Here is a 20,153-nt window from a genome sequence, read left to right on the forward strand (position 1 = left end):
ATACATATCCAAAAAAAATTATATGGAAAACTGCACAAAAGAAAGCTATAATGTGCATATCGGTAAGGTAAAAACACCAATCGATAACAATATAATGATAAGGGAGGATTTATCATGAGATTACTCAAAAAAGTATTAGCAGTAGGCCTTGCGTCAGCAATGGTATTTTCCATGGCAGGCTGTGGAGCAGGTGCCAAGGAAACAACGGCGGCCGCAACAGAGGCTTCTACGGCAGCAGAGACTAAGGAGGAGGCAGGGGCAGAGACCACCGCAGAAGCAGTAAAAGATGCTGTTGGCGGAGATGTAGCGGACAAGAAAGTCGGTATCTCAATTTACAAATTTGATGATAACTTTATGACACTTTACCGTACAGAACTTCAGCGCTATTTGACAGAAGACTTAGGCTTTAAAAAAGAAAATGTTGTAATCCAGGATGGTAAGGGTGATCAGGCTGAACAGACCAACCAGATCCAGAACTTCATTACCCAGAAATACGATGTATTGATTTTAAATCTTGTTCAGGCTTCTTCTGCTCCGGAAATCACAGATATGTGTAAGGAAGCAGGAATCCCGGTTGTTTTCATCAACCGTGAGCCAGATGCCCAGGAAGAACAGAGATGGAAAGATGAAAAAATTAACGCTACTTATGTAGGTTGTGACGCAAGACAGTCCGGTACCTATCAGGGAGAAGAAATTCTGGAAACTTCTACCAAGGGCGATATTAACGGTGACGGCGTTGTTTCTTATATTATGATCCAGGGTGACCCGGAGAACGTAGATGCTCAGTACAGAACAGAATTCTCTGTTAAGGCTCTTACTGATTCCGGTATGCAGGTAAAAGAACTGTTAAAGCAGCGTGGTGACTGGGATCAGGCGAAAGCTCAGCAGATCGCTCAGGATGCTTTAACACAGTATGGTGATCAGATTGAAGTAATCTTCTGCAACAACGATGCTATGGCACTTGGTGCTCTTCAGGCAATCGAGGCAGCAGGACGTACCGTAAACAAAGACATCTATTTAGTAGGTGTTGATGCTCTGACAGAGGCTGTTCAGAACGTTCTCGACGAAAAGCAGACAGGTACTGTATTCAATGACCACTTCTCACAGGCTCGTACAGCAAGCGATATGGCTGTTAAGTACATCATGGGTGAATCAGTTGATAATGTAAATATGGTAGACTATATCAAGGTAACTATGGATAATGCTCAGGAAGTTCTTGATAAATTAAAATAATTTCCAGCAGCCGGTAAACGAAGAAAAACACGGGTGTGTCAGTAAGGCACACCCGATTTTTAAAGGTATCTGCAGACATGGGCAATAAATAGGAAACACCTTAACAGGTATCCCTTTATGCCCAGAAAGCATGGGCAATAAATAGGAAAGGAGAAACGGGATGGCAGAGGAATACAGACTGGAAATGATAGGGGTCAGCAAATCCTTCCCTGGCGTTAAAGCGCTTGACAAAATCAACTTAAAAGTACGTCCCGGTACCGTTCACGCCTTAATGGGTGAGAACGGAGCAGGTAAATCGACCCTTATGAAATGCCTTTTCGGCATTTATAAAATGGATGAAGGAAAGGTTCTTATTGACGGGAAAGATGAGAACATCGCAAATCCCGATGATGCCCTTCACAAAGGGCTTGCCATGGTGCACCAGGAGCTGCAGCCCGTTCCGGCGCGTTCCATTGCGGAAAATATGTACCTTGGAAGGTATCCCTTAATAAAAATAGGTCCTTTAAAGATTGTTGACCATAGGACCATGAACCTGGAAGCGGAAAAGTGGTTAAAAGATGTAAAAATGAATTTTAATCCCAGGGCAAAGCTTGGGACACTATCAATCGGACAAATGCAGTCAGTGGAAATTGCAAAGGCAGTGAGTCAGAATGCAAAGCTGGTAATTTTGGATGAACCGACCTCATCACTGACTGATAATGAAGTGGAAGCGCTGTTTCGAATTATCAGGGATTTGAAAGCCCGGGGCGTTTCTATGATATATATCAGCCATAAGATGGCAGAGATCCGGCAGATTGCTGATGACATAACAATCATGCGTGACGGAACATATGTAGGTTCCTGGGAGGTAAAGGACATTTCAGATGATGAAATCGTTAAGCAAATGGTCGGCCGGGAATTAAGCAACGTTTATCCGCCAAAAGAAGATTTCAGGACAGATGAGACGATCTTAAAAGTAAGCCATGTAAGCAGCATCCACCCGCGCTCCTTCCGGGATTGTTCTTTTGAATTAAAGAGAGGAGAGATTTTGGGATTTGGAGGCCTGGTAGGCGCCCAGAGAACAGAATTGATGGAAGCAATTTTTGGAATGCGCCACATTGCAAGCGGGGAGATTGAGGTTCTGGGTAAAAAGGTGACGATCAAACGTCCCCAGGATGCCATTAACGATTCTGTGGGAATGATCACAGAGGACAGACGGGGGACCGGCATTATAGGATGCTTGAGCATTGCGGATAACACGGCCATTGCCTCTTACCGGAATTATACCAAACTCGGAACCATTAACAGCAAAAAGGTGGGCCAGGTAGTAAAGGACAGCATCGCAAAGCTGAGTATCAAGACACCAAATGACAGGACCCTGATACAATCTTTATCAGGAGGAAACCAGCAAAAGGTGATCATTGCCAGATGGCTGGCTAATAACCCGGATATTCTGATCATGGATGAACCCACCAGAGGAATTGACGTTGGTGCAAAATATGAGATATACCAGATCATGATAGATCTGGTAAAACAAGGAAAATCGATTATCATGATTTCTTCCGAAATGCCGGAACTGATCGGTATGTCAAACCGGATTATCGTTATGTGTAACGGCCATATTACCGGAGAGCTGGAAGATGATGAGGCAACTCAGGAGAGGATCATGGCATTTGCCACTAAATTTGATTTAGACGATAAGGTAACAGAAAATTTCACACAGGAGGTTAAATCATGACATCGAAGAAGGCTAACGCCAAGGATTTACCTATGCAAACAAAAAAAGTTAATATGAAGGATTTACTTATTAATAATGGAATCATCGTTGTTCTCATCATGCTGGCGATTTTTACTGTAATTAAGCGGCCGGCCTTTGGTTCCTTTGATAACCTGAAAAACATTGCTTTAAACGTAGCGCCCCGCTTTATCATTGCCTGTGGTGTATCCGGGTGTCTGATCACCAGAGGTACGGATCTTTCTGCCGGACGTATGGTAGGTCTTTCTGCCTGCCTTGCAGGTACTTTGCTTCAAAAGCCCGGGTACAGCGGAAAGTTTTTCCCCAATCTTCCTGATTTCGGAATCTGGTGGGTATTTGTGGTGCTGTTGATCTGTATCGCTGTTTGTGCAATTTTCGGTCTCATCAATGGTATGGTCATTTCTTTTCTTCAGGTTCCGGCCTTTATCGGAACCCTGGGCATGCAGCTGATCGTTTACGGTGTCTGCCTTGTTTATACCAATGCAACCCCCATCGGCGGTTACCGCGCTGCTTATACAGAGGTGGCAAAGGGCAGGCTTTTAGGAGCCATCCCTTATCTGTTCTTAATTGCTCTTGCAATCGGGCTTGTGATCTGGTTTGTCTATAACAAAACACCTCACGGCAAATATATGTACGCTATTGGAGGAAACGAACAGGCAGCGGAAGTTTCCGGCGTTAATACGAAGAAAACGAAAATCATTATTTATGTAACAGCAGCAGCGCTTTATGCGTTGGGAGGTTTCCTTGTAGGCGCGAAATCCGGAGGTTCCTCCGTTAATATGGGAATGGGCTGGGAGCTGGAAGCCATTGCAGCATGTACCATCGGAGGTGTATCCGTTAACGGCGGTATTGGTAAGGTATCCGGTGTCCTGATTGGTGTACTGGTATTTGAGATTCTAAAGACCTGCCTGCAGTATCTGGGCGTTGACCCCAACTATCAGTATATTGCGCAGGGAGTTATTATCGTAGTTGCCATTGCGCTGGATATCAGAAAGTATATTGCAAAGAAGTAATTCCTCTTCAGATTGATGTTATTTATTTTTTAAAAGGAAAAATGAAAAGGCGAGCCGTAAGAGTCTGAAAAAAGGGTATTTTTTTGGACTCCTGCGGCTCGTCTTTTCCGGATGTTATGGAAGCTGGCTCAGCCTGCTGTTTTGATATTCTCCTGAAAAGGTTACATCTTCTCCAAACCAGGAAGGAGGGGTGAAGCATTCAGCTTCTTCTCTTTTTGGAAATTCCACTTCAGCCAATATAAGCCCTTTAAAACGCCCTTCAAAAACATCCAGCTCTATGGTCAGATGGTCAGAACCTTCCAGGGGAATCAGATACCGCCTTTTCGTAAGGATATGGCCGTCCGCCTTTTTGATCAGGTGTTCATAGGATTCTGGCGTCAAAGGGAGATTATATTCCTCCCGTTCTAAAAGCCCCTTTGATTTGTAGGTAAGGTAAAAGGATTCATCCTCCCTGCGGATGCGGACAACAGGGTCTGTTGACAGATATCCCTGCTCTATTAAGTGATAGGGGTATGCGGTGTAATCAGCCGGCGGCTGGGATATGAGATATTTACGTTCTATTTCCATGAAAAATCCTCCTGCTTTCATATTTTGTATTGCTGTATGTGTCAGTATATCACATATAAGCAAAAATAGAAGGCTCACCTTTTTTGTTTGTGAATCAATGGGGTATGAAGACGGATCCTGTTGATTCATTAGTATACAAAAAAGGGAAAACGTGGTAATATGGGGAAAACAGTGAAAATTCAGGAGATTAAGGACATGAGACGGTTTAGTAAACGGATGTTTGTGTTTTTTCTGATCCTCTGGACTGTTTTCCTGGTTCATGGCTGTGCTCCCCGGGAGCAGGCGGAGGATACCAGGGAAAGCTCCAAATCAGAAGCAGGCACGGAGGGGGTCCGTGAGGAGAGAGGACCAAAGATCGGGGTAAGTATCTACCGCTATGACGATACATTTATGAAGCTGTATCGTTCCCAACTAAAGCAATACCTGGAAGAAACTTACCACGCGGAGGTGATCATGCGCAATGCCGGGGGAGATCAGGAAGAGCAGAACCGGCAGATCAGCCAGTTTATTTCAGATGGGTGTGACGGGATCATTGTAAATCCGGTGGAGGTATCTGCTGCGGCCGGGCTTGTTAATACCTGCGGCCAGGCGGGGATTCCTTTGGTTTTCATTAACCGGGAACCAAAGGAAGAGGAACAGAGGCGGTGGCATGAAAACAACATGGCAGTGTCGTGCGTTGGAACGGATTCCAGGCAGGCCGGGACTTATCAGGGAGAGATTATACTGGAACTGCCTGATAAAGGGGACATAAACGGCGATGGGGTAGTGTCTTACGCTATGCTCATGGGAGAAGAAGGCAATGAGGACAGCCGTTACCGGACGGAATATTCCGTAAAAGCCCTGGAAGAAGGGGGAATGAAGACGGAAAAACTGTTTTCCGGCAATGGAGACTGGAGTAAGGACAAAGGGAAAAAGCTTGCCCAGGAGGTACTGACTACCTATGGCAGCAGAATTGAGGTGATATTCTGCAACAATGATTCCATGGCAAACGGCGCTTTGGAAGCTGTGGAAGAGGCAGGCCGTGTGCCTGGAAAGGATATTTATCTTGTAGGGGTAGATGCCCTTCAGGATACGGTAAAATATATAAAAGAGGGAAAAATAGCCGGGACTGTTTTAAATGATCATGAGGGACAATCCCAAACAGCTGCCGATACTTTGACAAAAATGATTGACGGGGAAGATGTGGACACAAGGTATCTGGTGGATTATATCAAGGTTACTGCAATCAGTACCTTTCAAACGTTAAAAGGAGAGGATTAAAATGGGAAAAGTATTTGCGTTTTTAGCTGACGGATCAGAGGAAGTGGAGTTATTGGCTGTTGTGGACATTTTAAAAAGGGGTGGCCAGGAGGTGACCCTTGTTTCTGTTACAGGAAAAAAAGACGTGGTAGGTGCCCATCAGATAAAAATCCAGGCGGATTTTGAATTCTCAGAGGTTGACTGTAAAAATGCCGATGTTCTGTTTCTTCCAGGCGGGATGCCGGGGACCAGGAATTTAGGAGCTCACGGGGGACTGATAAATTCTTTAAAGGAAGCCTATGGAGAAAACAGGAGAATCGCTGCAATCTGTGCGGCACCAAGCATTTTGGGAAGGCTCGGTATGCTGGAAGGGAGAAAAGCAACCTGCTTTCCAGGCTTTGAACCGGAGCTTAAGGGAGCCTTGTATACAAAACAGGGGGTAGTTACGGATGGGAATATAACGACTGCCAGAGGTCTTGGCTATGCACTGGATATGGGGATTGAACTTCTGGGTCTTCTGACGGATGAGAATCATGCCCGCCAGGTAAAGGAGGCCATCCAGTACGATCATATTTCCGTGTAATGGGCAGGTGATTGTATGAAAAGGAGATGGGTGTTATCGTTTCTTGCGGTTGTTTTTATCAGCCTTCTTACCGGATGTGAGAAGAAAGATCCGTACGGATTGTCGGAAAAGAATCCGGTCACCATTACCATCTGGCATTATTACAATGGCGTCCAGAAGGAGGAATTCGACCGCCTGGTGCAGGAGTTTAATGAAAACGAAGGAAGAGGAAAAGGGATCATCGTCAAGGCCTTTAATAAGGGGAGCATTGATGAATTAAGTACTCTGGTCAATGAAAGCATCGAAAAAAAGATTGGATCAGAGCCTCTGCCTGATGTATTTTCCGCTTATGTGGATAAGGTTTACGAAGTGGATCAGATGGGACTGGCGGCAGATTTAAGCAGCTATCTGACCTCGGAGGAAATATCGGAATATGTGGATGCCTATATAGAAGAAGGCAAATTTGACAGCACCGGAGCAATCAAGGTGTTTCCCATCGCCAAGTCTACGGAGATCCTTACGGTGAACAAGACGGACTGGGACAAGTTTGCAGAGGCAACAGGAGTGACAGAGGAGGCCCTTTCCACCTGGGAAGGGATTACCCGGGTGGCGGAGTCCTACTATAAATGGACAGACAGCTTGACAGAGGCACCGGATGATGGAAAGGCTTTTTTTGGAAGGGATGCCTTTGCTAATTATATGATCATCGGCAGCCTTCAGCTTGGCCATGAAATTTTTAAGACAGAGGATGGAAAGGTTGTCCTGGATTTTGATAAGCAGATCATGAGGAAGCTGTGGGAAAATTATTATGTACCCTATGTAAACGGGTATTTTGGTTCCTACGGGAAATTCCGGAGCGATGATGTAAAGACAGGACAGCTGGCGGCTTTTGTTGGGGCGACCAGCGGAATTGCTTACTTTCCGGCTTCAGTGACCCTTGAGGATGGGACCAATTATGCCATAGAGAGCAAGCTTTACCCTCTTCCCAATTTCCAGGGCACCGTTCCATGTGCCGTTCAGCAGGGAGCCGGCATGATGGTGTTTAAATCTGAGGAAAAAAGGGAGTATGCTGCTACTCTTTTCTTGAAATGGTTTACAAGCGTGGAGCAGAACATGGAATTTGCCATTGGCTCCGGTTATCTTCCGGTAAAGAAGGCTGCCGGAAATCAGGAAATGTTAAAGCCCTTCCTGGAGGGAACCGGTGAAAACAGCGGAGCATCACAGAATCTTTTAATAGGGCTTGATACAGCCAATGAATACAGGCTATATACTTCTAAACCATTTAGAGGCGGGGACCGTGCCAGAAGCGTGCTGAATTTAACAATGGTTTTAAAAGCAAAGGAAGATTATGAAGAGATATGTGCCCTTATGGCACAGGGAGTCAAACGGGAAAATGCAGTTGCAAATTTTGTGACAGAGGAAAATTTTAATAACTGGTACAAGGATACAATGGAGCAGTTGGAAGCGATTGTTGGAGAGTGATTTATGAAGAACAAGAGAAGTGAATCCATTCGCACCCAGCTTCTGGGACCATTGCTTATCCTGCTGGTCTTACAGGCTGTGGTCATTGCAGGGCTGGTACTGTTTGGCGGAGTTTCCATTAAGCTGAAAAATAATGAGATACATATATTAAGTGAAAATACGGAAAGCACAAAGCTGAGCCTTGAAAAGGAAACCATTCACCACTGGATCGTTATGTTTAACAATTCCGACTTCATAACTGCCGGAATCCAGCAGGTGCTGGATATTGAGAAGCGCCGGCCAAAGGATATCTCTACGGATTATGTCCTAAATAGGAAAATCGTTGAAGCGGTTATGGAAAAGTCCATAGAAATGCTCCACCTAAGCCATGCAACAGGCGTCTTTATGGTCTTAAACGGCCCTGCGGCCAAGAACAGTCCGGTTGATATGAAGGCAGGCTTTTATGTCCGGAATTCCAATTCAGGAGGGTATTTAAAGGATAATTCTTCTCTTCTTATGGAGAGAGGATTGCCATCCATAGCGGAAAAGTATGACATCCCTTTGGATTCCTTCTGGGAGCTTGGCTTTCAGGAAAGCGAGGATAAGAAAGCCTTCTCTTTTTATAAAAAGCCGTATCTTATAGCAGTTCAAAACCAGGCGTCCCATGATGATGTTATGAAATATGCTTATTTAAGCCCTCCCTTCCGCTTAAGCCCCAGGGATATGGAGGTAGTGACCTACTCCATCCCAATCATCCTTAATGACGGGACTGTTGTGGGAGTATGCGGGCTGGAACTAACCTTAAACCAGCTTGAGCAGATTATGGGAGATGACCACACAAGCGGCAGCTATGAAGAATGCTGGCTTTTAGGCATACGGAACAAAGGGACAAAGACCATTGTTCCAGTGGCGTATTCCGGATATCTGTATAACCAGTATTTTAACGAGAGCCAACGAATCAGTTATGTGGATAATGAGGAAGAAAACATCAGTGAGCTGACGTCCTCGGAAGGAACCAGGTGGTATGCCAGCATAAAAAGTCTTGATGTCTATGGAACCAACGGGCCCTTTGAGGGAGAAGAGTGGGTATTGGCAGGTATCGCACGTCAGAAGGATCTGCTGTCTTTTTATAATGCAATCCGGCGCATGCTTCTCTGTTCCATGGCAATCCCGCTTATATTCAGCCTGTTGGGAGCGTTTGTCATAGGAAAGATCATGACAGAGCCTATCCGCAGGCTGGTCACGGAGTTAAGAGGGCAATCAGGAAGAAGTGGACTCTCTCTTAACAGAGTATATATCAGAGAAATCGATGAGCTGACAGAAACCATTGAACAATTAAACCGGGATGTAGAAAGAGCGTCGTCAAAGATTTCAAGCATCCTGGAACATGCCAATGTCCTGATCGGCGTATTTGAATACGAGGAAGAGGCTGACCGTGTGTTCTGCAGCCGGTCTTTGTTCGAGATGCTGGGCTGGGGGCATATGGAGGAACCCTACTGCTACATAAAAACGGCAAAATTCAAGAAATACATGGAGAAGACTTTTATCGGGATTAAAATAAAAGGAGACCGTATTTTGCAGTCCCTGGAAGGTCCCCAGGGAACGCGGTGGGTGGAATTTATTCTGGACGGATCAAAAAAAGGGACCATACTCGGCGTGTGCTCGGATGTGACTGCTGATGTAGAAGAGAAGGAAAAGCTGGAGAGGGAGAGAAATTATGACCTGCTGACGGATATTTACAACCGGAGGGCATTTCGAGAGCAGGTCGTAGCTGCCATGAAGAGGCAGAAAGGAAAGGTCTCTGCACTGGTCATGTGGGATCTGGATAATTTAAAATATATCAATGATACCTACGGGCATGACGAAGGAGACCGCTACATTGTCCTCTTTGCCAGCTGCTTAAAGATATTTTCAGAAAAGGGAGGAATTGTAGCCAGATATTCCGGAGATGAATTTGTTACCTTTCTGGAAGCAGATGAAAAAGAAGAGATCAGAAAGAAAATCCAGGAATTCATGAAGCATATTCAGAAGTTTTCACTGAATACGGGAGGGGGATACCAGTTCCCAATCCGTGTGTCAGGAGGGCTTTCCTGGTGCCCTGATGATGCAAAAGACTTTGATACCCTGTTTAATCATGCGGATTTTGCAATGTATATGGTGAAGCACAGCGTAAAAGGGATTGTTAAGGAATTTGATTTCAACGAATATACCCATAATTCCTATATGCTTGCCGGCAGTGAAGAATTTAACCGGATGCTGGACAAAAAAGAGGTTCGTTTTGCGTTTCAGCCCATTGCAACAAGGGAAGGATCTATCTATGGCTATGAGCTGCTGATGCGTCCGGACTTTGCCAATATGAAGGGGATCAGTGAGGTCTTAAATCTGGCAAGAGCTCAGGCAAAGCTTCCCCAGATGGAGGCTCTCACCTGGTTTTCAGGCCTTAAGGCAGTTATGGAACAGGCTTTGGCCGGGCAGCTGGGACCGGATGAAAAGCTGTTCGTCAATTCCATTGCCAGCGTATGCTTAACAGAAGCAGAGCAGAGGGAACTGGAAGAGAACTATGGAGAGCTGCTCCACCGGATCGTCATTGAAATGACAGAAGGCGAACCGGCAAGCCATGACTTCATGCACCGCAAGATCGATATGGCGAGACAGTGGAAGGGGCAGGTCGCTATTGATGATTTCGGAACAGGATATAACAGTGAGGCCATTCTCCTGCGCATGAGGCCGGATATCATTAAGGTGGATACCAATCTGGTAAAACGGATCCATGAAGATCCTAACCGCCAGATCATTTTAAGGAACCTTTTGGATTTTGCAGTGCAAAATAACATCACTGTTCTGGCAGAGGGAATAGAGACTCCGGAAGAGCTGGAATTTCTCATGAATTGCGGGGTTTCCCTGTTCCAGGGATATTATATTGCCAGGCCTCAGATGGAGATCAGACCCCTTGACCCCTACATCGTGAAGCGATTGCAGGAGTTTTCAGGAAAAACCTGATTTAATCATAAATAATACTGGAATTTGCGGGACGAGTATGTTATAATGCTAAATTGAAGTGTAACGCCCTGTTGATTTGGCGGTTCACATATATTTCAAGGAGGAACCCTTTAATGAGTTTACAAGTAGAAAAATTAGAAAAGAACATGGCAAAATTAACGGTAGAAGTGTCGGCGGAAGAGTTTGACAAGGCTCTTACCGCAGCTTACAATAAGAATAAGGGCAGATTCAATATCCCTGGTTTCAGAAAAGGGAAAGCTCCTCAGGCCATGGTTGAAAAGATGTATGGAGCAGGCATTTTATATGAAGATGCAGTAAATGAGGCTCTTGACGCAACCTATGGTGATGCAGCAGAAGAAAGCGGACTGGACATTGTTTCCAGACCTGAAATTGACATTGTACAGGTAGAAAAGGGAAAGACCCTGATCTATACTGCAACTGTTGCTGTTAAACCGGAAGTGACTCTTGGCGAGTATAAGGGATTAGAAGTGACCAAGTCAACTGCTGAAGTGACAGAGGAAGATATTGATGCTGAATTAAAGAGAGTTCAGGAACAGAATTCCAGACTGATCACCGTAGAGGACAGAGCCGTAGAGGATGGCGACCAGACTGTTATCGATTTTGAAGGCTTTGTAGACGGAAAGCCATTTGAAGGCGGAAAGGGTGAGGATTATCCTCTTACCATTGGTTCCCACTCTTTCATTGATACCTTTGAAGAGCAGCTGATCGGCAAGAACATCGGCGAAGAGTGTGATATCAACGTAACCTTCCCAAATGAGTATCATGCAACAGAACTGGCAGGAAAGCCTGCATTATTTAAGGTGACTGTAAAGGAAATCAAGAAAAAAGAACTTCCTGAGTTAAACGATGAGTTTGCAAGCGAAGTTTCTGAATTTGAGACATTGGAAGAGTACAAGAACGACATCAGGGAAAAGGTTTCTTCTAGAAAAGAGAAAGAAGCGGCAACAGAGAACGAAGACCGTGTGGTAGAGAAGGTTGTTGAAAATGCCGCCATGGAGATTCCTGAGCCGATGATCGACAGCCAGGTGAACAACATGGTCAATGACTATGCAAGAAGAATGCAGAGCCAGGGCCTGTCTCTTGACCAGTATATGAAATTTACAGGTATGACTCTTCAGTCCTTAAAAGAGCAGATGAAGCCACAGGCTCTTAAGAGAATCCAGACAAGACTGGTACTGGAAGCAGTTGTAAAGGCAGAGAACATTACAGCTTCTGACGAAGCGGTTGAGAAAGAAATTGCTGGCATGGCAGAAGCTTACAAGATGGAGGTCTCACTGGTGAAAGAATCTCTTGGAGAGAACGGCATCCAGCAGATGAAGGAAGATCTGGCAGTTCAGGAAGCAGTAGATTTTCTTGTTGCAGAAGCAAAATTAGTTTAAAAAGTATTACCTGAATAGATTCCTGGCATTTTTGTCCGGAGTCTATTCCGCTTTGATAAGAGATATCCTGGGGGTATCCCTTTATGCCCGGAAAACGTGGGCAGAATATAGGAAAAAACAGACAGGAGGAAGACAGATGAGTTTAGTACCTTATGTCATTGAATCAACCAGTAAGGGCGAACGTTCTTACGATATTTATTCCAGACTTCTTAAGGAGAGGATTATTTTCCTTGGGGAAGAGGTATCCGATGTATCAGCAAGCCTTGTTGTGGCCCAGCTGTTGTTTTTAGAGGCAGAGGATCCCAATAAGGATATCAACCTCTACATCAACAGCCCCGGCGGTTCCGTTACCGCAGGCATGGCAATTTATGATACCATGAACTATATTAAATGTGATGTTTCTACTGTTTGTATGGGCATGGCAGCCAGCATGGGAGCATTTTTGCTGGCCGGCGGAGCAAAGGGAAAACGGTTCGCTCTTCCAAATGCGGAGGTTATGATTCATCAGCCATCCGGCGGAGCAAAGGGCCAGGCCACTGAGATCCGGATCGTAGCTGAGAATATACTGAAGATAAAGAAGCGTTTAAATGATATCCTGTCAGCAAACACTGGTCAGCCTTATGAGGTCATTGAACGTGATACGGAACGTGACAATTATATGAATGCGGAAGAGGCAAAGGCATATGGCTTGATCGATGATATCATCTACAGCCATGACCGATAAACCTTTACGCCTAAGCAGCCAGGACGATTGATAGAAAACACCCTGCGGGCATACCCTTATCCCCGATGAAGCGGGGGGCACTTTGCTCAAAGGGTGTGGGCAAGAATTAGGAAAGAATGAGGTGTGTATATGCCGGTCAGAACAGACGACAAGATCCGATGCTCTTTTTGCGGAAAGACCCAGGACCAGGTAAAGAAACTCATTGCCGGTTCCAATAATGTCTACATCTGTGACGAATGCATTGATTTGTGCGCGGAGATATTAGAGGAAGAATTTGACAGCCGTGAGGAAGAAGGACCTGATTTTGGTGATATCAACCTGATGAAGCCAAAGGAAATCAAGACTTTTTTAGATGATTATGTCATTGGTCAGGACGACGCAAAAAAGGTATTGTCTGTAGCAGTCTATAACCACTACAAGAGAATCACTTCCAGAAAGAAAATGGATGTGGATGTGCAAAAGAGCAATATTCTGATGTTAGGTCCTACCGGCTCCGGTAAAACCTATCTTGCACAGACATTGGCAAAGGTCTTAAATGTTCCGTTTGCCATTGCAGATGCCACCGCTCTTACAGAAGCCGGTTATGTGGGCGAGGATGTGGAGAACATCCTTTTAAAACTCATTCAGGCGGCTGATTATGACATCAGCAGGGCAGAATATGGAATCATCTATATTGATGAGATTGATAAAATAACAAAGAAGTCGGAAAATGTTTCCATTACCAGGGACGTTTCCGGTGAAGGCGTACAGCAGGCTCTTTTAAAGATCCTGGAAGGTACGGTTGCAAGCGTTCCGCCTCAGGGTGGAAGAAAGCATCCCCACCAGGAACTTTTACAAATTAATACGACCAACATTCTGTTCATCTGCGGCGGTGCCTTTGATGGATTGGAAAAAATCATTGAACGCCGGTTAAGCGCTGGTTCCATCGGCTTTAATGCGGAAATTGTAGATAAGAATAAGATGGATATTGATGATCTTCTGAAAAAGACCCTTCCTCAGGATCTGGTGAAATTCGGATTGATACCGGAGTTTATCGGCCGGGTGCCGATTACCGTATCCCTGGAGCTCCTGGACCGGGAAGCACTTGTGAAGATTTTAACAGAGCCGAAGAATGCCCTGGTCAAACAGTATCAAAAGCTGTTTGAACTGGATGATGTGAAACTTGAGCTGACAAAAGAAGCGGTTGAGCGGATCGCTGAGCTGGCAGTGGAGAGAAAAACAGGCGCCAGAGGCTTGCGTTCCATTATGGAAAGCGTAATGATGGAGTTGATGTACGAAATTCCATCTGACAGCAGCATTGGAATCTGCACGATTACCAGGGAAGTTGTAGATAAAAAGGGTGAGCCGGAGCTGATTTATCGGGATACGGCAGTTCCCAGAAAATCACTGGCTCAGAAATTAAGAAAAGATAAGACAGGCGAGATCGCATAGGTCCCTGCATGAGTCGGGAAGGTGTTACAGCGAGAAAAATCTGCTGGAACACCTTTTTGAATGCAAAGGAGAGAACACAATGGTGGATAAGACAATCACAATGCCAGTTATCGCCCTGCGAGGCATGACTGTTCTTCCCAAAATGATGCTGCATTTTGACATCAGCCGGACAAAATCCATTGCGGCTGTGGAGAAGGCGATGGTAGGAGAACAGAAAGTATGTCTGGTTACCCAGAAGAATTCTGAGGAAGCTGACCCTGGAATCGAAGATTTGTATCAGGTCGGCACAGTGGCTCTCATCAAGCAGCTTGTAAAGCTGCCTGGTAATGTGATCCGCGTTATGGTAGAAGGCGTGGAACGGGTGGAGCTCTTAACTCTTGACAGTGAGGAACCCATGCTGGTGGGAGAGGTTATAAAGACCCTGGAAGCAGATGATTCCATTGAATATATCACCAAACAGGCTATGATCCAGATCATTCAGGAAAAGCTGGAGGAATACGGCAAGGAGAACCCCAGGATTGCAAAGGAAGTACTTCCTAATCTTATGGTGCTTACAGACCTTGGCGAGCTTTTGGACCAGATTGCCGTACAGCTTTCCTGGGATTACCGGGTACGCCAGCAGGTGCTTGAAAGCATTCTTTTGGAGGACCGGTATGCGCTGGTCATGAAGCGGCTGATAACGGAGATCGAGGTCACAAAGGTAAAGCGGGAATTACAGTCCCACGTAAAGGAACGGATCGACAAGAACCAGAAGGATTATATCTTAAGGGAACAGCTTAAGGTGATCCGGGAGGAACTGGGAGAAGACAACCCTCTGTCCGATGCAGACGATTATTTGAAAAAGCTTAAGGCTTTAAAGGCAGATAAGGAGACTAAGGATAAGATCCAGAAGGAAATTGACCGCTTTAAGGCCATGCCTGGCGGAAGTCAGGAAGCCAATGTGGTCCGCATGTATCTTGAGACAGTCATGGAACTTCCGTGGAAGAAGCTTTCTAAGGATAATAACAGCATTACTCATGCAGAGGAGATCTTAAATGAGGATCATTACGGCCTTGAAAAGGTAAAGGAGCGGATTCTGGAGTATCTGGCAGTCCGCGTGCTTACAAAGAAAGGATCCAGCCCAATCATCTGCCTGGTAGGACCTCCTGGAACGGGAAAAACTTCCATAGCCAGATCCGTGGCAAAGGCCTTAAATAAGGAGTATGTAAGAATCAGCCTGGGAGGAATCCGGGATGAAGCGGAGATACGCGGACACCGGAAAACCTATGTGGGCGCCATGCCAGGCAGGATTGTGGAGGCCTTTAGGCAGGCCGGAGTCAGTAATCCATTAATGCTTCTTGATGAAATCGACAAGGTCAGCAGTGATTATAAGGGTGATACTTCTTCCGCCCTTCTGGAAGTGCTTGACAGCGAACAGAATGTGAAATTCAGGGACCATTATGTAGAGATTCCCATTGATTTATCCAATGTGCTGTTTCTTGCAACGGCTAATACCACGACCACCATACCGGGGCCGCTTCTGGACCGTATGGAAGTAATTGAAGTAAATAGCTATACGGAGAATGAAAAATTCCATATTGCAAAGAATTACTTAGTAAGAAAGCAGCGGGAAAAGAATGGACTTACTGAAAAGCAGGTGTCCATATCGGACAAGGCTCTTGAAAAGATCATTCACCACTATACCAGAGAGGCCGGAGTCAGGAATTTAGAAAGACGGATCGGAGCTGTTTTCAGAAAAGCAGCAAGAGAATTTCTGGAAGATGAAAAAAGTACGATAGAGATTTCGGAAAATAATCTGGAGAAATATTTAGGCAAAGAAAAAGTACAATTTGAAGATGTAAACGAGGAAGACCAGGTGGGAATCGTAAGAGGCCTTGCGTGGACCAGCGTCGGAGGAAATACTCTTCAGATCGAAGTCAATGTCATGCCGGGAAAGGGAACCCTTCAGATGACCGGACAGATGGGCGATGTCATGAAAGAATCCGCCCAGACGGCTTTAAGCTATGTCAGGTCGGTTTGCCCGGAATTTAAGGTGAAGGATGATTATTTTGAAAAACATGATATCCACCTTCACATTCCGGAAGGAGCCGTACCAAAAGATGGCCCGTCGGCAGGAATCACCATGGCAACGGCCATGCTGTCCGCAGTTACCAATAAGAAAGTAAATGCCAGGGTGGCCATGACCGGAGAGATTACACTTCGCGGCCGTGTTCTGCCTATCGGAGGCCTTAAGGAAAAGATCCTGGCTGCCCGTATGGCCCACATAGAGAAGGTCCTGGTTCCGGACAGGAACCGCCCGGATATTGCAGAACTGTCAGAGGAGATCATCGGAGACCTTGAAATCATATATGTGAAGAACATGTCTGAGGTTTTAAAAGAAGCCTTCATCCAGAAATAGAAATGCCTTTACAGGTATGTCACTATGCCCTAAAAGCGGCTTTTATGCCCAAAAAGCATGGGCAGGAAAGAGGAATCATATGATCATTAAAACAGTAGAACTGGAGACTGTGTGCGGAATAACCAGCAAGCTTCCGGAGAATACAAAGCCGGAGTTTGCCTTTGTGGGCAAGTCCAATGTGGGAAAATCTTCTCTCATAAACGCCCTGATGAACCGCAAATCCTTTGCAAGAACCTCGTCCCAGCCGGGAAAGACCCAGACCATTAATTTCTATAACATCAACGATGCTTTATACTATGTGGATCTTCCGGGCTACGGCTATGCCAAGGTATCCGTGGAAGTAAAGGCAAAATGGGGGAAAATGATAGAAAACTATCTTCATAAGTCCCCCATGCTCCGGTGCGTGTTTTTGCTGATTGATATCCGCCACGAGCCTTCTGAGAATGATAAGACCATGTACGACTGGGTCGTATACAACGGCTATCAGCCTATCATCATTGCCACCAAGCTGGACAAGATCAAGAGGAGCCAGGTACAGAAATCCTTAAAGACCCTTCGCACAGGGCTTGGAATCGGAAGTGATGTTATTGTCATTCCCTTTTCTGCTGAAACCAAGCAGGGCAGGGAAGAGATATGGGAGATAATTTCAGAATCCGTAAATAGTCTTGACAATGAGTAAAAATCTTTTTATAATGAACCTATTTATTACATAGAGTTCATTTTAGCAGGAAGAGGAGAAAACAGTTATGAAAAAGACAATAAGAAAAATCGTATCAACTCTTATGGCAGCAACCCTGGCAGCGTCCTTTCTGACTGCCTGCGGAGGCGGAAATGCCGCCACAGGCACGTCTGCGGCAGCCGGCAAGGAAGCAGGAGATAAAAAGGTGTTAAAGGTTGCCATGGAGTGCAGCTACGCACCATACAACTGGACTCAGCCCACAGATGCTAACGGAGCCGTTCCTATTTCAGGAAGCTCTGATTACGCTTATGGCTATGACGTTATGATGGCTAAGAAGATTGCGGATGAGCTGGGCTATGGACTGGAAATTGTTAAGCTGGACTGGGATTCTCTTGTTCCTGCAGTTCAGTCCGGAAAGGTTGATTGTGTCATTGCCGGTCAGTCTGTTACAGCAGAACGTATGCAGTCCGTTGATTTTACAGATCCTTACTACTATGCAACCATTGTTACTCTGGTGAAAACCGGAGGCAAGTATGAGAATGCAAAGAGCGTTGCCGATTTTTCCGGGGCAACCTGTACTTCCCAGTTAAATACCATCTGGTATGATAACTGCCTGCCTCAGGTTCCTGATGCAGATATTCAGCCTGCCCAGGAATCCGCACCGGCCATGCTGGTATCTTTAAGCTCCGGCAGATGCGACCTGGTGGTAACAGACAAGCCTACCGGTCAGGCAGCGCTGGTTGCTTATCCTGACTTCAAACTCCTTGATTTCACCGGAACAGAGGGCGGGTTTAAGGTTTCTGATGAAGATATCAACATCGGCATCTCATTGAAAAAAGGAAATACGGAATTAAAGGATGCCATGAACGGAGTACTTGCCAAAATGAGCAAGGATGATTTTGACCAGATGATGGAAGAAGCAATATCCGTTCAGCCATTATCAAAGTAATTCGGGTAAATACCTACAGGCAGCAGCCACAGTCAAGCAGGCTTGACCTTGGCTCTTTGCCTTTACGGGAATAAAGAATAGAATCAGGGCTTGCGCAGGCACGGAACAAGAGTGTTCTTATTTCGTGCCGCTTGTTCTGTTTCCACGAAGTACGAGAAGGAGAAGGTAGTATATGTCTTTGCCATCAGATTTTTTTGGAAGAATTGTATTTATACTGCAGCATTATGGCCCTTCCTTTTTAAGCGGGGCAGGAAAGACGATGGCAATTGCCATTGTCGGTACATTCATCGGCTGCATCATTGGTTTTGCCGTAGGAATTATCCAGACAATTCCGGTATTAAAAAGTGACAATCCCATAAAAGGGTTTTTATTAAAACTAGTAAAAGTAATTTTAAATATTTATGTAGAGGTATTCCGCGGAACTCCTATGATGGTTCAGGCCATGTTTATATTCTACGGCTCTTCCGTGCTCTTTGGCATTAACATGTCCATTGTTTTTGCTGCCTATTTTATTGTATCCATTAATACAGGAGCCTATATGGCTGAGACCGTGAGAGGCGGAATCCTTTCCATTGATCCGGGACAGACCGAGGGCGCAAAGGCCATTGGCATGACCCACTTTCAGACCATGGTCAACGTTATCATGTCTCAGGCGCTGCGCAATATCATGCCTCAGATCGGCAATAACCTGATCATCAACATCAAAGATACCTGCGTGCTTTCTGTTATCGGCGTAGTGGAGCTGTTCTATGCCACAAAGGGCGTTGCAGGTGCGTATTATACCTATTTTGAAGCATTTGGCGTTACCATGGTCATTTATTTTATCCTGACCTTTACCTGTTCCAGAATTCTCCGTTACTGGGAGAAGAGGATGGATGGTCCTGACAGCTACGATCTGGCGACCACGGATACTCTGGCTTACACCAGCGGCCTGGTAAAATTCCCAGATCCCAAAGAGAAGGAGGATAAATAAATGACAGGCGGAAAAGTTTTAGAGATTCATCATTTAAGCAAGACCTTTGGGACCAATGTGGTGTTGCGGGACATTGATTTTTCTGTTAATGCCGGGGATGTGACCTGTATCATCGGAGCCTCAGGTTCCGGAAAGTCAACGCTGCTGCGCTGCATCAACTTACTGGAGACTCCTACCACAGGCGAGATCCTGTACCACGATGTAGACATTACGGACCGGAAAATGAACGTTCCTTCCTACCGTACCAAAGTAGGCATGGTGTTCCAGAGCTTTAATCTGTTTAATAATATGACTGTTTTGGAAAATTGTCTGGTAGGCCAGGTCAAGGTGCTGAAAAAAGATAAGGAAGAAGCCAGAAAGAAAGCGATGATGTATCTGGAGAAAGTAGGCATGGCTCCATACATCAATGCAAAGCCAAAGCAGCTTTCCGGCGGACAGAAGCAGAGGGTGGCCATTGCAAGAGCTCTGGCAATGGAACCGGAGATCCTCTTGTTTGATGAGCCGACCTCCGCACTGGATCCTCAGATGGTAGGAGAAGTGCTTGCGGTTATGAGGACTCTGGCAAAGGAAGGCCTTACCATGATCATCGTGACTCATGAAATGGCATTTGCCAGGGACGTATCTAACCGAGTGGTCTATATGGCAGACGGTGTTATTGAAGAGGAAGGCGCTCCGGCCGATATATTTGGCAATCCAAAGAAAAATTCAACAAAAGAATTTTTAAACCGGTTTATGCAGGGATAAGAAAAAGCTGATTCAGGATTATGACACTGGATCAGCTTTTTGCAA

General features: G+C 45.5%; 16 protein-coding genes. 15 read left to right on the plus strand and 1 reads right to left on the minus strand.

From position 1 onward, the window contains the following. Positions 1 to 114: 114 nt before the first annotated feature. From ABFV83_RS04945 to ABFV83_RS04955, 3 genes are all read left to right on the plus strand, one after another. The gene (locus tag ABFV83_RS04945) at positions 115 to 1,233 is read left to right on the plus strand and encodes a galactose ABC transporter substrate-binding protein (RefSeq protein WP_349947830.1); all 1,119 of its coding nucleotides are present in this window, start codon (positions 115 to 117) and stop codon (positions 1,231 to 1,233) included. 160 nt (positions 1,234 to 1,393) lie between these two features. Further along, a complete protein-coding gene (locus ABFV83_RS04950) occupies positions 1,394 to 2,950 on the plus strand; it encodes a sugar ABC transporter ATP-binding protein (RefSeq protein ID WP_349947831.1) in 1,557 nt (518 codons plus the stop codon). A 32-nt stretch (positions 2,951 to 2,982) separates the two neighbouring features. Further along, positions 2,983 to 3,981, plus strand: a complete 999-nt coding sequence (locus tag ABFV83_RS04955) for a beta-methylgalactoside transporter (RefSeq protein ID WP_349948863.1) — start codon at positions 2,983 to 2,985, stop codon at positions 3,979 to 3,981. A gap of 114 nt (positions 3,982 to 4,095) precedes the next feature. Here the strand turns inward: ABFV83_RS04955 and ABFV83_RS04960 are convergent, their stop codons facing one another. After that, positions 4,096 to 4,548, minus strand: coding sequence for a CYTH domain-containing protein (locus ABFV83_RS04960; protein ID WP_349947832.1), 453 nt, complete (start codon positions 4,546 to 4,548; stop codon positions 4,096 to 4,098). Positions 4,549 to 4,743: 195 nt separating this feature from the next. On the opposite strand from ABFV83_RS04960, the gene ABFV83_RS04965 reads away from it, so the two are divergent. The 12 genes from ABFV83_RS04965 (at position 4,744) to ABFV83_RS05020 (ending at position 20,108) form a co-directional block, all read left to right on the plus strand. Then, a complete protein-coding gene (locus tag ABFV83_RS04965; RefSeq protein WP_349947833.1) occupies positions 4,744 to 5,808 on the plus strand; it encodes a galactose ABC transporter substrate-binding protein in 1,065 nt (354 codons plus the stop codon). A 1-nt stretch (position 5,809) separates the two neighbouring features. Further along, positions 5,810 to 6,370 carry a DJ-1 family glyoxalase III gene (locus ABFV83_RS04970; protein WP_349947834.1) on the plus strand — a complete coding sequence of 187 codons (561 nt, stop codon included), beginning with the start codon at positions 5,810 to 5,812 and terminating at the stop codon, positions 6,368 to 6,370. Between the two features lie 15 nt (positions 6,371 to 6,385). Further along, complete coding sequence (locus ABFV83_RS04975) at positions 6,386 to 7,831, plus strand: extracellular solute-binding protein (protein WP_349947835.1); 1,446 nt, start codon at positions 6,386 to 6,388, stop codon at positions 7,829 to 7,831. Between the two features lie 3 nt (positions 7,832 to 7,834). Continuing rightward, on the plus strand, positions 7,835 to 10,810 hold the full coding sequence (locus ABFV83_RS04980) for an EAL domain-containing protein (protein WP_349947836.1): 2,976 nt from the start codon (positions 7,835 to 7,837) through the stop codon (positions 10,808 to 10,810). Positions 10,811 to 10,923: 113 nt separating this feature from the next. Continuing rightward, positions 10,924 to 12,210 (plus strand): trigger factor, encoded by a 1,287-nt coding sequence (tig, locus tag ABFV83_RS04985; protein WP_349947837.1) that lies wholly within the window; start codon positions 10,924 to 10,926, stop codon positions 12,208 to 12,210. Positions 12,211 to 12,346: 136 nt separating this feature from the next. Beyond that, a complete protein-coding gene (clpP, locus tag ABFV83_RS04990; protein WP_312448105.1) occupies positions 12,347 to 12,934 on the plus strand; it encodes an ATP-dependent Clp endopeptidase proteolytic subunit ClpP in 588 nt (195 codons plus the stop codon). Positions 12,935 to 13,063: 129 nt separating this feature from the next. Continuing rightward, on the plus strand, positions 13,064 to 14,365 hold the full coding sequence (gene clpX / locus ABFV83_RS04995) for an ATP-dependent Clp protease ATP-binding subunit ClpX (protein WP_349947838.1): 1,302 nt from the start codon (positions 13,064 to 13,066) through the stop codon (positions 14,363 to 14,365). Between the two features lie 79 nt (positions 14,366 to 14,444). Further along, positions 14,445 to 16,763, plus strand: coding sequence for an endopeptidase La (gene lon, locus ABFV83_RS05000; RefSeq protein WP_349947839.1), 2,319 nt, complete (start codon positions 14,445 to 14,447; stop codon positions 16,761 to 16,763). A gap of 79 nt (positions 16,764 to 16,842) precedes the next feature. Continuing rightward, positions 16,843 to 17,442, plus strand: a complete 600-nt coding sequence (yihA, locus tag ABFV83_RS05005; protein WP_349947840.1) for a ribosome biogenesis GTP-binding protein YihA/YsxC — start codon at positions 16,843 to 16,845, stop codon at positions 17,440 to 17,442. Positions 17,443 to 17,509: 67 nt separating this feature from the next. Further along, entirely contained in the window at positions 17,510 to 18,391 is an 882-nt protein-coding gene (locus ABFV83_RS05010; RefSeq protein WP_349947841.1) for a transporter substrate-binding domain-containing protein, read from the plus strand. 178 nt (positions 18,392 to 18,569) lie between these two features. Further along, the gene (locus ABFV83_RS05015) at positions 18,570 to 19,364 is read left to right on the plus strand and encodes an amino acid ABC transporter permease (RefSeq protein ID WP_349948864.1); all 795 of its coding nucleotides are present in this window, start codon (positions 18,570 to 18,572) and stop codon (positions 19,362 to 19,364) included. Then, positions 19,365 to 20,108, plus strand: a complete 744-nt coding sequence (locus ABFV83_RS05020) for an amino acid ABC transporter ATP-binding protein (protein WP_349947842.1) — start codon at positions 19,365 to 19,367, stop codon at positions 20,106 to 20,108. The last annotated feature ends 45 nt before the right edge of the window (positions 20,109 to 20,153 follow it).

Origin of the sequence: Lacrimispora sp. BS-2 (genome assembly GCF_040207125.1) — a bacterium.
Lineage (GTDB): Bacteria > Bacillota > Clostridia > Lachnospirales > Lachnospiraceae > Lacrimispora.